At 67.9% G+C, this 13151-nt stretch carries 17 protein-coding genes and 1 pseudogene; 13 read left to right on the top strand and 5 right to left on the bottom strand.

All coding sequences use genetic code 11. The features are described 5' to 3' along the window. Window positions 1–7: 7 nt before the first annotated feature. Both C8K38_RS00210 and C8K38_RS00205 read left to right on the top strand, forming a co-directional pair. Window positions 8–373 carry a DUF6292 family protein gene (locus tag C8K38_RS00210; RefSeq protein WP_143548360.1) on the top strand — a complete coding sequence of 122 codons (366 nt, stop codon included), beginning with the start codon at window positions 8–10 and terminating at the stop codon, window positions 371–373. Window positions 374–409: 36 nt separating this feature from the next. After that, the gene (locus C8K38_RS00205) at window positions 410–637 is read left to right on the top strand and encodes a hypothetical protein (protein WP_097209699.1); all 228 of its coding nucleotides are present in this window, start codon (window positions 410–412) and stop codon (window positions 635–637) included. 21 nt (window positions 638–658) lie between these two features. Here the strand turns inward: C8K38_RS00205 and C8K38_RS00200 are convergent. The 3 genes and pseudogenes from C8K38_RS00200 to C8K38_RS26995 form a co-directional block, all read right to left on the bottom strand. Then, window positions 659–1302: pseudogene (locus C8K38_RS00200) on the bottom strand (endonuclease). A gap of 59 nt (window positions 1303–1361) precedes the next feature. After that, window positions 1362–1778, bottom strand: a complete 417-nt coding sequence (locus C8K38_RS00195) for a Rieske (2Fe-2S) protein (protein ID WP_097209698.1) — start codon at window positions 1776–1778, stop codon at window positions 1362–1364. Next, window positions 1775–2161: a hypothetical protein gene (locus tag C8K38_RS26995; protein ID WP_179800401.1), complete on the bottom strand. Its 387-nt coding sequence runs from the start codon at window positions 2159–2161 to the stop codon at window positions 1775–1777. Before C8K38_RS26995 ends, C8K38_RS00195 begins: the two co-directional genes overlap by 4 nt. Before the next feature lie 103 nt (window positions 2162–2264). On the opposite strand from C8K38_RS26995, the gene C8K38_RS00185 reads away from it, so the two are divergent. From C8K38_RS00185 to C8K38_RS00140, 10 genes are all read left to right on the top strand, one after another. After that, window positions 2265–2594 (top strand): ArsR/SmtB family transcription factor, encoded by a 330-nt coding sequence (locus tag C8K38_RS00185; protein ID WP_097209697.1) that lies wholly within the window; start codon window positions 2265–2267, stop codon window positions 2592–2594. Continuing rightward, window positions 2594–3310 carry a cation diffusion facilitator family transporter gene (locus C8K38_RS00180; protein ID WP_097209950.1) on the top strand — a complete coding sequence of 239 codons (717 nt, stop codon included), beginning with the start codon at window positions 2594–2596 and terminating at the stop codon, window positions 3308–3310. Before C8K38_RS00185 ends, C8K38_RS00180 begins: the two co-directional genes overlap by 1 nt. Window positions 3311–3334: 24 nt before the next feature. Further along, window positions 3335–3685 carry a DUF3703 domain-containing protein gene (locus C8K38_RS00175; protein WP_097209696.1) on the top strand — a complete coding sequence of 117 codons (351 nt, stop codon included), beginning with the start codon at window positions 3335–3337 and terminating at the stop codon, window positions 3683–3685. Between the two features lie 35 nt (window positions 3686–3720). Beyond that, window positions 3721–4344: an OB-fold domain-containing protein gene (locus tag C8K38_RS26990; protein WP_108168795.1), complete on the top strand. Its 624-nt coding sequence runs from the start codon at window positions 3721–3723 to the stop codon at window positions 4342–4344. Then, window positions 4341–4613: a hypothetical protein gene (locus C8K38_RS00165; protein ID WP_143548359.1), complete on the top strand. Its 273-nt coding sequence runs from the start codon at window positions 4341–4343 to the stop codon at window positions 4611–4613. The genes C8K38_RS26990 and C8K38_RS00165 overlap by 4 nt, the downstream gene beginning before the upstream one ends. Before the next feature lie 98 nt (window positions 4614–4711). Continuing rightward, on the top strand, window positions 4712–5158 hold the full coding sequence (locus C8K38_RS00160) for a helix-turn-helix transcriptional regulator (protein WP_097209693.1): 447 nt from the start codon (window positions 4712–4714) through the stop codon (window positions 5156–5158). A gap of 5 nt (window positions 5159–5163) precedes the next feature. Further along, complete coding sequence (locus C8K38_RS00155; protein ID WP_179800399.1) at window positions 5164–5574, top strand: VOC family protein; 411 nt, start codon at window positions 5164–5166, stop codon at window positions 5572–5574. Window positions 5575–5593: 19 nt separating this feature from the next. Beyond that, window positions 5594–6211, top strand: a complete 618-nt coding sequence (locus C8K38_RS00150; protein ID WP_097209949.1) for a glyoxalase — start codon at window positions 5594–5596, stop codon at window positions 6209–6211. Window positions 6212–6265: 54 nt separating this feature from the next. After that, on the top strand, window positions 6266–8656 hold the full coding sequence (locus C8K38_RS00145) for an ATP-binding cassette domain-containing protein (RefSeq protein ID WP_097209691.1): 2391 nt from the start codon (window positions 6266–6268) through the stop codon (window positions 8654–8656). Window positions 8657–8941: 285 nt separating this feature from the next. Further along, entirely contained in the window at window positions 8942–9337 is a 396-nt protein-coding gene (locus tag C8K38_RS00140) for a nitroreductase family deazaflavin-dependent oxidoreductase (RefSeq protein WP_257016936.1), read from the top strand. Between the two features lie 13 nt (window positions 9338–9350). On the opposite strand, the gene C8K38_RS00135 is transcribed toward C8K38_RS00140, so the two are convergent. Beyond that, a complete protein-coding gene (locus tag C8K38_RS00135) occupies window positions 9351–10178 on the bottom strand; it encodes an alpha/beta fold hydrolase (RefSeq protein WP_097209690.1) in 828 nt (275 codons plus the stop codon). A gap of 125 nt (window positions 10179–10303) precedes the next feature. Between C8K38_RS00135 and C8K38_RS00130 the strand changes: the two genes are divergently transcribed. Then, a complete protein-coding gene (locus C8K38_RS00130) occupies window positions 10304–10825 on the top strand; it encodes a hypothetical protein (RefSeq protein ID WP_097209689.1) in 522 nt (173 codons plus the stop codon). Here C8K38_RS00130 and C8K38_RS00125 read toward each other — a convergent pair. Continuing rightward, window positions 10822–12942 carry a catalase gene (locus C8K38_RS00125; protein WP_097209688.1) on the bottom strand — a complete coding sequence of 707 codons (2121 nt, stop codon included), beginning with the start codon at window positions 12940–12942 and terminating at the stop codon, window positions 10822–10824. The genes C8K38_RS00130 and C8K38_RS00125 overlap by 4 nt on opposite strands. Window positions 12943–13151 lie beyond the last annotated feature (209 nt).

Genomic DNA, 13151 nt, shown 5'->3' with positions numbered 1-13151 from the left:
CCGTGGCATGAGCAGGCGGAGGCGGCGAGCGCACGACAGTGCGGATTTCGACGTCAGCAACGAACCCGGGTTCCGGCGCTACGTCGAGGCGGTTTCCGCCGCGGTCGGGGCAGATCCCGAGCACGTGCACTGCACGTTCTGCACAGCGGGGCCGGCCTCGGAGGCCTACATCGCGGTGCCGGGCCGGCGGGACGCGTTCCCTGGGCGGGAGGTCGCGTTGCTCTGGGTGCCGTCCGGCGGATGGCAGCTCGCCGTCGAAACCTCCTCGACCGAGGACATGATCATCCTCGGGAGTACGACCGGAAGCCCGGTACCTCAGCCGAGTGCCGTGATGGCGTTGTGCGAGGACTACCTGCACCCGAGTCCGAGATGACCGTCGACGAACCGCCCACGGGCGAGGGGAGTGACCATGAGTAGCAAACCGGAGTTCGTCGCGAACCGGCTCGACGAGATCATTCACGAGTACGAGTCGGACGCCCCGGCAGGTCCCGGCGCCGGGGCACCCGATGGGACGACGGAAGGCCCCCTGGTGATCGCGCAGCGCCGCAGGGCGGAGCTCGATACCGCCACCGACGAGCGCGTCGACGAGATCGCCGCGGAGTATCCCTCCATCGCGGAAGCCTGGTCCGCAACCTGATCCGCCCTGCGTGCGTGGACGTCACGTCCGGCCTGTCTGCGCGCGAAGGTCCTCGTCGAGCGACGCCCGGACGAGCGCTGCGGCCAGTTCGCCGAGCCGGTCGGGCGGGGCGAGTTCGGCGAGCCTGTGCGGATCGGTCGGCAACCGGAGGCCTTCGGCCGATTGCGCGGCTCGCTCGTCGAAGTACGGCCGAACCCAGCTCCACACGTCCTGGACCGCAGGAAGATCGCGGCTCCGACCGGCCCGATCCCGTCGAAGTCGGTGAGAAGCCGGGTCGCCTTCGCGACATCGTGATCGCTCTCGCGGGCGAGCCTCCGTAGGTCGTCGCGGTACAGATCCTCGACGCGGGCGGCTGCGTTCTTGAGACGGGTCGCCGTGCGCTCGTCGTATCGGACATAGTGGCCGCGCCCCAGCGCGGCGATGATGGTGCGGCGCTCTGCCGCGCGCACGGCGCGTGGGCTGCGGAGACGCGCGCGGAACAGCTCTGCCGCGGCAGCGACCGCGATGTCGGCGGAGATCCTGGTGCTGAGCAGCAACGCGAGAATCAACAACTGGAACAGCGGCGCGGGGGTGTCCTTCAACCGGATTCCGGCTTGCGCCGCGTAGGTGTTCCCCGCCTCGTCCAATAGCGCCGAGACGATCGTGCGGTCGGTGTCGCTTCGCATGAACCGAGGGTTGCCCGGAAGTCGGGATCGAAACCGCGCAGGCCGCCCCGACCCGCTCGTCACTCGACGGTGAGCATGTCCCCGGCGCGGGTGACCGCGTAACCGGCGAGCGCCTCCCGCGCCGGTGTGCGGACCACCGAACCGTCGGCGATCGAGAAGCGACTGCCGTGGCAGGCGCAGTTGATGGTGCCGTCGCTCACCTCGGACACGAGGCAGCCCTGGTGGGTGCACACCGCCGCGAACGCCCGGTAGACGCCCGGTTCGGGCTGGGTCAGGACCAGTTGGTGCTCGGCCAGGACGATCCCGCCTCCGACCGGGACCTCGGAAACCGGAACCCGCGCGGGTTCGGTGCTCCGGTCCTTGCCGACGGCCGCCACCCCGGTGCTGCAGCCCGCGACGGCCAGGCAGCCGGTCGCGCAGGAGGCGGCCAGGAAGGCTCGGCGGGGCATCGAGCCCGCCTGATCGACGTCGGTCATGCGGGAACCACCAATCCGGTCAGGTACATCAGCATGATTCCAACGCCGATCCCGCCCAGGACCACCGGGTCCACGGACGTGCGATCGCGGCCGTGCAGGGACGGCGTGATCTGGACGATCACCTGGATGATCGCGCCGACACCGACACCGACACCGACACCGAGCAGCAACGCGGAGACCTCGGCGTTGCTGACGCCCGCCCCGAGGGCGAGCTCACCGACGGCATAGGCGGATCCGTTGGCCAGGCGCCCAGCAGCAGGCCCGCCGAACCCGCCAGCGCCCCTCCGATCAGCAGCTGACGCCGCGACGGCGCGCTCGCCGAGCCGCCCTCGATCGGGGCGACGGGCATGGCGCGCGCAAAATTTCGATTGATCACATCGCAAAGTTTGAAACACCTAACTTAAGTGTTCATGCCATCTTCATCGCCGGAGCCGGCAAGTTCGATGCAGGGTGTTGTTAATACAGATAAATCTGTATTATTGACATATGGACACCCTGGTGAGCAGCGACGCACTATCGCGGTTCGGATACGCGCTGTCGGACTCGACGCGGTCGCAGATCCTCTTGAGCCTGCGCAACGGGCCCGGATACCCGTCCGATCTCGCCGACAAGATCGGCGTCTCACGACAGATCCTGTCCAACCATCTCGCGTGCCTGCGCGGCTGCGGCCTCGTGATCGCGGTTCCGGAAGGCCGCCGTAGCCGGTACGAACTCGCCGATCCGCGGATCGGCAGAGCGCTCGAGGACCTGATCGGCCTCGTCCTCGCGGTCGATCCGTCGTACTGCCCCGACGCCGCGACCGAGGAATGCTGCTGATGGCGTCGAACCTCGGACTGCCCGCAGCGCGTCCACGGCCAGGGGCACCCGCACCCGACGAGGCACGTAAGCGGGTCCTCTCGCGCCGGATCCGGCTGTTCGTCGGCGCCACGATCAGTTACAACATCATCGAGGCAGCGATCGCGCTGACCGAGGGCACCCGGGTCTCGTCGGCGGCGTTGATCGGGTTCGGCCTCGACTCGGTGATCGAGGTGTCCTCCGCGGCGGCGGTTGCCTGGCAGTTCGCGGGCCGCGATCCCGAGGCCCGCGAGAAGGTCGCCCTGCGGATCATTGCCTTCTCCTTCTTCGCCCTGGCCCTCTACGTCAGCATCGACGCGCTCCGGTCCCTGTTCGGTCTCGGCGAGGCCCGCCACTCGACCGTGGGCATCGCGCTCGCCGCCGTCAGCCTGGCCGTCATGCCCGTCCTGTCCTGGGCGCAGCGGCGAGCCGGCCGCGAACTGGGGTCGCTCTCCGCGGTGGCGGACTCCAAGCAGACCCTGCTCTGCACCTACCTGTCGGCGGTGCTGCTGGTCGGGCTCGCCCTCAACAGCCTGTTCGGGTGGTCCTGGGCCGACCCGATCGCGGCCCTCGTCATCGCCGTGATCGCGGTGAGGGAGGGAATCAACGCCTGGCGGGGCGATCCCTGCTGCCCCACTCCGGCGGCCGGACGGCCGAGCGACGACACGGCCGATCCCGACTGCGACTGCTGCGACTGAGCACCGAGACACCGGGAGACCCCGATGCGGGCCATCACCCCACCCGCCCGAGCGCTGTACGACCACGAGATGACCGCTGGCCGGACCGCGCCCACCGCGCAAGAAAGGTGGCGGCACCTCGAGCGCGCCCACATCATTTCGCAGCCACACCCCTGGTTGCACACCCGCAACCATGTCGCGATGCTCGCACTCGCGCTGGCCCAGCGGGATCGGGGAGAGGCGCTCGGCCAGGTCGTCCGGATCATCGTGGCCGCCCCAGGCTCACTGTCCGGGCGCTACCCGGAGGGGAACACCGGGCGCGCATCCGCGGGACTCACGACCCCCATGCGGATCCCTGACGACCTGGCCGAGACCGTCACCTCGTTCGTCGCCTGACACCTGGTCCACACACCCCCGGACCGGCACGTGTGATGCACCTCACACGCAATACAGGCATGTACCCAGGTAGTCCGACCGTTGTCGGGTACCCGCGCCTGCGGGCAATGTGTCGTACACGGGGCGAAGGTTACGAAGGTGAGGTTTCCGCGATGTACCAACACCAACTGCTACACCCGCGCGTGACGTGTCGGGTCGACGAGATCGGCCGGCGAGACGCCCGCGCCGGGAGTGGTGAGGTAACCGAGGAAGCCACGTTCACCGGAGCTCCGTCGTCGGGATCCGGTTCGATCGTGTCGTGGATGGTGGTCGAACCCGCCATGAACGAGATGCACGCGGAACCGCTGCCGACCACGATCGCGATCGTCGATCTCGACAGCGGCGGACGGATCTACGCGTCGATCGAGGGCGAGGTCCTGGTTCGAACGGGCCAGCGAGTGCGCGTGCTGCTGCACCCGGCGATCCGGGGCGCGAGATTCCCCCTCCGCGGCGTGGTCGGCTCGATCGCCTGCGATTGCCGTCGGGAGAAGGCGCCAACACACGAACCGCCACCCCGACAGCACCACACGCACAACGCGGGCGACATCCTGGAGTGGTTCCTGCGCCGGCGAAGCTGGACCACCTGGACGCGTACGACCGAGGTAGAGAGGTCGCGATGATGTGGAGCCCATGCACATACGCGCGGCGTTGGCCCGAGTTGTGGGAGCCGCTGAGCGAAGCGGACCGGTGGGTGCTGTCGCAGACGCTGGCAGACGATCATTCCGAGGACGTGAGCCGCGAGGAGGTCGCGGATCTGGCTCGGTATCTGGCCGGCGACATCACGGCCGACGAATACGAGCTGCGAGCAGCCTGGCGACAGGTCGGCGCGGACACCGTGCAGCTCGATCGCGGTGCGGTCGGCCCGCTCCGCCTCGACACCGTCGCCTGAGCCGTCGCCGACCCGGTGACACCGGGGGAGCCGGACGCAACCGGGGTGGGACGCCTGCGGTGCTAGGCAACCGCGGTGGGACGTGCCACCATCGTGAGGTGACCAGCACACCCGCCGAGCCACAACGCCTTCGTGACCTCGCCCGGCTGCGCGGTGTCCGCGACCGGATGGACCGGGAGTATGCGCAGCCACTGAATGTCGAGGCGCTCGCCCGCGACGCGCACATGTCGGCCGGGCATCTCAGCCGCCAGTTCCGTCTCGCCTACGGCGAGTCGCCGTATTCCTATCTGATGACGCGGCGCATCGAGCGCGCGATGGCATTGCTGCGTCTCGGCGATCTCAGCGTCACCGAGGTCTGCTTCGCGGTGGGCTGCTCGTCGCTGGGCACCTTCAGCACCCGATTCACAGAGTTGGTCGGTATGCCGCCGAGCGCATACCGGGACCAGACGCGCCCCGGGGGGGAGATGCCGTCCTGCGTCGCGAAGCAGGTGACCAGACCGATCAGGAATCGAGAAGCGCAGGCGGTGTCACCCCAATTAGCGTGACTGCCATGGACATCAGAATTCACTCGGCCTTCCTCCCACACAACGACCGCGACGCCGCCCTGACCTTTTACCGCGACACCCTCGGCTTCGAGGTCCGCAAGGAGGTCGGCTACAACGGGATGTACTGGATCACCGTCGGCCACCCGGACCAGCCCGACACCTCGCTCGTCCTGCACCCGCCCGCCGCCGACCCCGGCGTCACCGACGACGAGCGGCGCATGATCACCGAGATGATGGCCAAGGGGACCTACGCGATCCTCACGTTGGCCACCCCCGACCTGGACGACACCTTCGGCAAGCTGGTGGCCAACGGCGCGGACATCGTCCAGGAACCGATCGAGCAGCCGTACGGCATCCGCGACTGCGCTGTGCGGGACCCCGCAGGGAACCTTCTCCGAATCAACGAGGTGCGCTGACATGACTTCCACCAAGCCCATGACCGCCATCAAGTCCGTCGTCCTCGAGGTGCCGGACCCCTCGTCCGCCGAGGCCTTCTACGCCGCATTCGGGGTCGGCGATCATGTCGGCGTACGCGCCGCGGAGGCACCGACCACCGGATTCCGCGGCTACACCCTGTCGCTCGTGGTGTCCCGGCCGAACATCGTCGATGCCTTCGTCGGGGCCGCCCTCGACGGCGGCGCCACCGCCATGAAGCCGGCCAAGAAGGGGTTCTGGGGCTACGGCGGCGTCGTGCAGGCCCCGGACGGCGCGATCTGGAAGATCGCGACGTCCACGAAGAAGAACGACGGACCGGCCACCCGGCAGATCGATGACATCGTGCTGTTGCTCGGCGTCGAGGACGTCAAGGCGACCAAGCAGTTCTACGTCGACCGCGGACTGGAGGTGGGGAAGAGCTACGGCCGCAAGTACGTCGAATTCGCCACCCCGCCGTCGAACGTCAAGCTGGCGCTCTACGGCCGTCGCGCCCTCGCGAAGGACGCGGGCGTGTCCCCGGACGGAACCGGATCGCACCGGATCGTCATCGGCAGCGATGCCGGACCCTTCGTCGACCCGGATGGCTTCGCGTGGGAGACCGTGCCCGGGAGGGCGTGATCGGTGGAATATAGGGACAACGGGTCGCGACGGCGGCCTGACAGAAGGGGAACGATGAGCTCTGCCACGAGGACCGCTACGCAGTCGCCTGAGCTGCACGCCGCCGACAGCCACGATCTGATCCGCGTGACCGGGGCGCGGGAGAACAACCTCAAGGACATCAGCGTCGAGCTCCCGAAGCGGCGGCTGTCGGTGTTCACCGGCGTCTCCGGCTCGGGCAAGAGTTCGCTGGTGTTCAGCACGATCGCCGCGGAGTCGCAGCGGATGATCAACGAGACCTACAGCTCCTTCGTGCAGGGCTTCATGCCGACCCTGGCGCGGCCGGAGGTCGACGTCCTGGAGGGGCTGACGACCGCGATCATCGTCGACCAGGAACGGATGGGGTCGAACCCCCGGTCCACGGTCGGCACCGCCACCGACGCCAACGCGATGCTGCGCATCCTCTTCAGCCGGCTCGGGCAGCCGCACGTCGGCTCGCCCCAGGCGTTCTCCTTCAACGTCGCCTCCGTCAGCGGTGCGGGCGCGATCACCACGGAGAAGGGCGGACGGGAGATCAAGGAGCGTCGCGCCTTCAGCATCACCGGCGGCATGTGTCTGCGCTGTGAGGGTCGCGGCAACGTCTCCGACTTCGACCTGACCGCGCTGTACGACGACAGCAAGTCGCTGAACGAGGGCGCGCTGACGATCCCCGGCTACAGCATGGACGGCTGGTACGGCCGCATCTACCGTGGCTGCGGCTTCTTCGACCCGGACAAGCCGATCTCGAAGTTCACGAAGAAGCAGGTGAACGACCTGCTGTACAAGGAGCCGACGAGGATCAAGGTCGACGGCGTCAACGTGACCTTCGAGGGCCTTATCCCGAAGATCCAGAAGTCGTTCCTGTCCAAGGACCGCGAGGCGATGCAGCCGCACATCCGGGCGTTCGTCGACCGCGCGATCACCTTCCAGACCTGCCCCGAGTGCGACGGCACCCGGCTCAGCGAGGGGGCTCGATCCTCCAAGATCGAGGGCAAGAGCATCGCCGACGCCTGCGCGATGCAGATCAGCGATCTGGCCGACTGGGTCCGGGGTCTCGACGAACCCTCGGTGGCGCCGCTGCTGACCGCGCTGCGGCACCTGCTCGACTCGTTCGCGGACATCGGGCTGGGGTACCTCTCGCTTGACCGACCGGCGGGCACGCTGTCGGGCGGCGAGGCGCAGCGCACCAAGATGATCCGGCACCTCGGCTCGTCGCTCACCGACGTCACCTATGTATTCGACGAGCCGACCATCGGCCTGCACCCGCACGACATCGAGCGGATGAACGCCCTGCTCCTGCAGCTGCGCGACAAGGGCAACACGGTGCTGGTCGTGGAGCACAAGCCGGAGACCATCGTGATCGCCGACCACGTCGTCGACCTCGGCCCCGGCGCAGGCACGGCGGGCGGCACCGTCTGCTTCGAGGGCTCCGTGGAGGGGCTACGGGGGAGTGACACCATGACCGGCCGCCATCTCGACGACCGCGCGGCGGTCAAGGAATCGGTGCGGTCCTCGTCCGGTGCGCTGGAGATCCGCGGCGCGACGTCGCACAACCTGCAGGGTGTGGACGTCGACATCCCGCTCGGGGTGCTCTGCGTGGTCACCGGCGTCGCGGGCTCCGGCAAGAGCTCACTGATCGACGGCTCGGTGTCCCGCAGGGACGGTGTGGTCTCGATCGACCAGGGCGCGATAAAGGGCTCCCGGCGCAGCAACCCGGCGACCTACACCGGGCTGCTCGAGCCGATCCGCAAGGCGTTCGCGAAGGCCAACGGCGTGAAGCCGGCGCTGTTCAGCTCCAATTCCGAGGGCGCGTGCCCCACCTGCAACGGCGCGGGCGTCATCTACACCGACCTGGGGGTCATGGCCACCGTCGAATCCCCCTGCGAGGAGTGCGAGGGGAAGCGGTTCCAGGCGTCGGTGCTCGAGTACACGCTTGGCGGCCGGAACATCGCCGAGGTGCTCGCGATGCCGGTGGCCGAGGCGGAGGAGTTCTTCGGCGCCGGCGAGGCCAAGATTGCCGCCGCACACAAGATCCTGCAACGGCTCGCCGATGTCGGGCTCGGCTACCTCAGCCTCGGCCAGCCGCTCACCACGCTGTCCGGCGGCGAGCGGCAGCGACTCAAGCTCGCCACCGCCATGGCCGAGAAGGGCGACGTCTACATCCTCGACGAGCCGACGACCGGGCTGCACCTCGCCGACGTCGAGAACCTGCTCGGCCTGCTGGACCGCATCGTCGACTCCGGCAAGTCGGTGATCGTGATCGAGCACCACCAGGCGGTGATGGCGCACGGCGACTGGATCATCGACCTCGGCCCCGGCGCGGGCCACGACGGCGGCCGGATCGTCTTCGAGGGCACCCCCGCCGACCTGGTCGCCGCCCGCTCCACCCTCACCGGCGAGCACCTCGCGGCCTACGTCGGCGCCTGACCAAGGTCGAGATCGCCCCCCAGATCAACCCTGTGACGCGTTGATCTGGGGGGACCTGGCACTGGATGAGCGAACGATGGAGTCGAGCGTCGTACTCGCGCCCGGCAGGTGTCAACAATGCCGAGACGCATCAACTGTTGACACCATCGGAACCGTGCGAGTCAACTTGTTCATGGCCGATTCACCGTTTCCCGATATCCGGTGGGCACCGAGAACAGACTTTTGCGGAAACCGGGCCTCGCCTTTCTCTCGACTCGGGCGGGCGCATGGGCGAACCGCAAGCTCGTGCCCATCGATCGGTGGCTGCTGAAGCGGAGCGCCGGTCGGTACACGGTCTTCGGTCCGTTCGCCACGCCGTTGATGCTGCTGACCACCACCGGGCGCAGGAAGGGGGAGCCGAAAACGATCCCTCTGGTGTACTACCGCGAGGGCAGCCAGATCTTCGTGGTCGGCAGCAACTACGGCCAAGCGAACCATCCCGCCTGGTCCGGCAATCTGCTCGCCGACCCGAGCGCGACAGTGGCCACAGGCGGCAAGGCCATCCCTGTCACGGCGACTCTCCTCGCCGAGCCCGAACGGACGCGAATCTTCCAGGCGTTCAAGGACATGTTCTCGACTTACCATGGGTACGAACACCGCACGACCCGCTCCCTGCGGGTGTTCGCGCTCACCGCCGCATGAAAGCGATCCGCGCTCAGGCTGCCCCGCCCCAGAATTCGACGAGCACCTTCGTGAGCTCCTCGGGCTTCTCCTCGTTCGGCGTGTGAGCGGCCCCCGCGATGATCTCGAGTTTCACGCCGAGGCGCGCCGCGGCGTCGGCCTGGATGTCCACCGGAATGACGTCGTGCTCGCCTGCGACGACGAGGATCGGCACGCCGGTCGCGGACAGCTCCCCGACACGGTCCGGCTCGGTGCCCATGGTAAGGGCGATCCCGGCGATGTTCGCGGTCTTGGTCACCATGATCCGGTTGTGCAGGAACTCCTTGACCGGTGCAGGGAAGATGTCCTCGAAGGTGCCGAACATGGCTTGCCACAAGGCCTCGTTGCCGCCCGCCCACAGCAGCTCCGGGATCGGGCCCATGTCCATGGCGCCGCCCAGGTTCTGACCACTCGGCGGCGAGTCGAGGATCACGTAGTCCAGGAATCGCTTCGGGTCGTTCAGCACAGCCGCCCTGGTGACGAGGCCACCGAAGCTGTGGCCGAGGAGGTGAACCTTCTCGCCTGGCGCAACCTGGTCGAGCACCTCGGCGAGGTCAAGCGCGAACTTGGCGATCGTGTACTCGCCGACCGCCTCGGGGCCGTCCGGTCCGTCCGAGTCGTACTGGCCGAGCTGGGAGTACGAGATCAGCCGGTAGCCCTCGGCGGTGACGAACGGCGCCATCGGGAGGAAGTCCTCCCGGGAGCCGGTGAAGCCGGGAACCATGACGACGGTGCCCTTGACCTCCGAGCCCGCTTCGGGCGTCGCCTCGAAAAGGGACAGCTCGCCGCGCGAGATCGTGATGCGGGACAGACTGACGGTCATGCCTTCTCCTTGATTACCGAGTGATCATTAGGTTACTGGCACCGCGCGGACGAGACGGCCGCCACGCCCCAACGCCGTGTTGACGAATGTCAACACGGCGTTGGACCAGCAGTTACGCTCGCCGGGTGGACCACGAGGAGAACAGCTATCGGTACTCGTTCATCACCCCCCTGTTGCCGGCCTCCGTGGAGAATCGGATCCGCGACGACCTCGGCGCCACGGTGACCGTTCACGGGCACCTCAATGTCGTCACCGTGGTCGGCGCCGCGTACCGACGCGCCGTCGCGGGCATGAATCTCGCCGAGGCCCTTGCCGAGCGCGGTGTCGCCGCGGAACGAACGCAGCCCGACCTCGTGAATCGCCGGATGATCGCCGAGCGGGCCCGCTGCACCAGGCAGGCCGTCGCGCTCTGGGTGACAGGGCAGCGGCACCAACACGATCCGTTCCCGCTGCCGGTCACGCTGGTCCCGGGGGAGACCTGGGCGTGGGCCGAGGTCAATTCCTGGCTGGCGCGCAACGGGTACCCCCACGAGACCGACTGCACCATCCCGGGACTCGAGGACCATGCGCGGCTCGACGCGCACCTGCTGACCCATCGCGATGAATACCGCGAGGCCGCCGCGGCCGCGCGCCGGAATCTCGGCTAGGAAGGACCCCCCGTCTCCGCCGCCACCAGGTCCGACGTGCGGTCCCACGCCCGATGGCAGGCAAGCGCGTCCCCGAAGTCGGTGAACAGCCGGGTGGGCAGCGCATCCGAGGCCGCGGCCGATGTCACCACGCCGGATGCCGTGACCACATCCGATTCCTCGGCGATCGGCTCGCGCACCCCAGCGGCGAGCAGCAGGCGGAGCCCGGACCCGAACCCCGCGAGCGGCTTGGCGTGATCGTAGGCCTCGGCGACGAACCGGACGGCTGCGCGGCTCTCGAGGAGGGCCGCGACGGCCGCGGGGCCACAAGGGACCACGACTCCATCGAAGAGCACGGAGGCCGTGGTCGGGAGGGCGCGGTCGATGATCAGCTCACCGCCGGAGCCGCCCGGCACGACCCCCTCGGCGGGACCGATGATCTCGACGACCGCACCGCGCTCGCTCAGCCACTCGGTCAGGCGCTCGACGCCGGTCACATCCACACCCTCCGCGACCAGGACCGCCACCCTCCTGCTCACGATGCCCGATGGTTCCTGACCGATCTGGGACAGTGCCGGCGATCTGGCCCCGTTGCCAAGAAGGAGATCGTGGGAGGGGCAGGGAAGCCCGAGCTGGGGCGCGACCCGGGCGGCCAGCGGGTGGCAGATGAGATTCAATTGCGACAGCACCCGGTTGCGGACCTCGCCGTTGCGGACCTTGCCGAGCTCGAAGCCGAATGCGGCGACGATGTGCTCCTGCTCGATCGGGGACATGGAATTCCAGAACAGCCGCGGCTGACTGTAGAAGTCGCGGAAGCTGTCGCTGCGGGCACGGATCTTGTGGCCCTCCACCTTCTCGGCCCGATGCCGGAAGGCCCCCTCGTCGGCCAACGCAGGACACCCCGCACCCAGACTGTTCTTCGTGTAGGCGCTGCGACCCTGCGGGATCTGGTGCTGCCCGTAGCCGTCTCGCTGGTTGGTGCGGACCTCGGCGAGCGGCCGGTTCACCGGGAGCTGAGCGAAGTTCGGACCTCCCAACCGGATCAGTTGGGTGTCCAGGTAGCTGAAGTTGCGGGCCTGCAGCAGCGGATCATTGGTGAAGTCGATGCCCGGCACCACGTTGGCGGTGTGGAACGCCACCTGCTCGGTTTCCGCGAAGAAGTTGTCCGGATTGCGGTTGAGCACCATTCGACCGACCGGCCGGACCGGTACCTGCTCCTCGGGGATGATCTTGGTCGCGTCGAGCAGGTCGAAATCGAAGGCGTGCTCGTCCGATTCGGCGACGAGCTGAACTCCGAGTTCCCACTCCGGATACTGACCCGCCTCGATGGCCTCCCACAGATCGCGCCGGTTGAAGTCGGGGTCACGGCCCGCGATGAGCTGGCATTCGTCCCAGACCAGCGAGTGGGTCCCGAGCGCAGGCTTCCAGTGAAACTTGACGAAAGTGCCTCGACCATCGTCGTCGATCAACCGGAAGGTATGCACCCCGAACCCCTGCATCATCCGGTAGCTGCGTGGGAGGGCGCGATCCGACATCAGCCACATCACCGCGTGCAGGGTCTCCGGCTGCAACGAAACGAAATCCCAAAACGTGTCGTGCGCGGACTGAGCCTGCGGGATCTCGTTGTCCGGTTCGGGCTTCACCGCGTGGATCAGATCCGGGAACTTGATGCCGTCCTGGATGAAAAAGACGGGAAAGTTGTTCCCCACGAGGTCATAGTTGCCCTGCCCGGTATAGAACTTGGTGGCGAAACCGCGCACGTCCCGCACCGTGTCCGCGGAGCCGCGCGAGCCGACCACGGTGGAGAACCGCACGAAGACGGGAGTCGCGATCGACGGATCGCGGAGAAACTGCGCTGTCGTGTACTCACCGAGCCAGCCGTCGTATGGTCGGAACTCACCGTAGGCACCCGCCCCGCGCGCGTGCACGACACGTTCGGGAATGCGCTCGTGGTCAAAGTGGGTGACCTTCTCCCGCAGATGGAAGTCCTCCAGGAGCGTTGGGCCCCTCTCACCCACCGTGATCGCATCGTCGGTGTGACCGATGCGCACCCCCTGCTGGGTAGTCAGACGGCCGGACTCCGCGGGCACTCGGGAGGGGTTCAGGTCGTCATACTTCGGATCATCGGGCGGGCACATGGGACTTCCTTTCTGTTCACGGCGGGTACCCGAGGGCCACCATGCGAAAACCCGTTTCGTTTCGAGCGGCAGGGGGAACTTTCGAACGGGTGAACTCCCACCGGGCCGCGGGTCTCGCGGCGAAGGAGCTACGCGCCCTGGCCGCGACACCGGCCGGCCCGAGCACTGCAGACGACAACCGTCACATGCCGTTAGTCTGAACAGAAAGA

Origin of the sequence: Rhodococcus sp. OK611 (genome assembly GCF_003050885.1) — a bacterium.
Taxonomy (GTDB): Bacteria; Actinomycetota; Actinomycetes; order Mycobacteriales; family Mycobacteriaceae; genus Rhodococcus_G; species Rhodococcus_G oryzae.
This window is presented reverse-complemented; position numbering and strand designations above follow the sequence as displayed.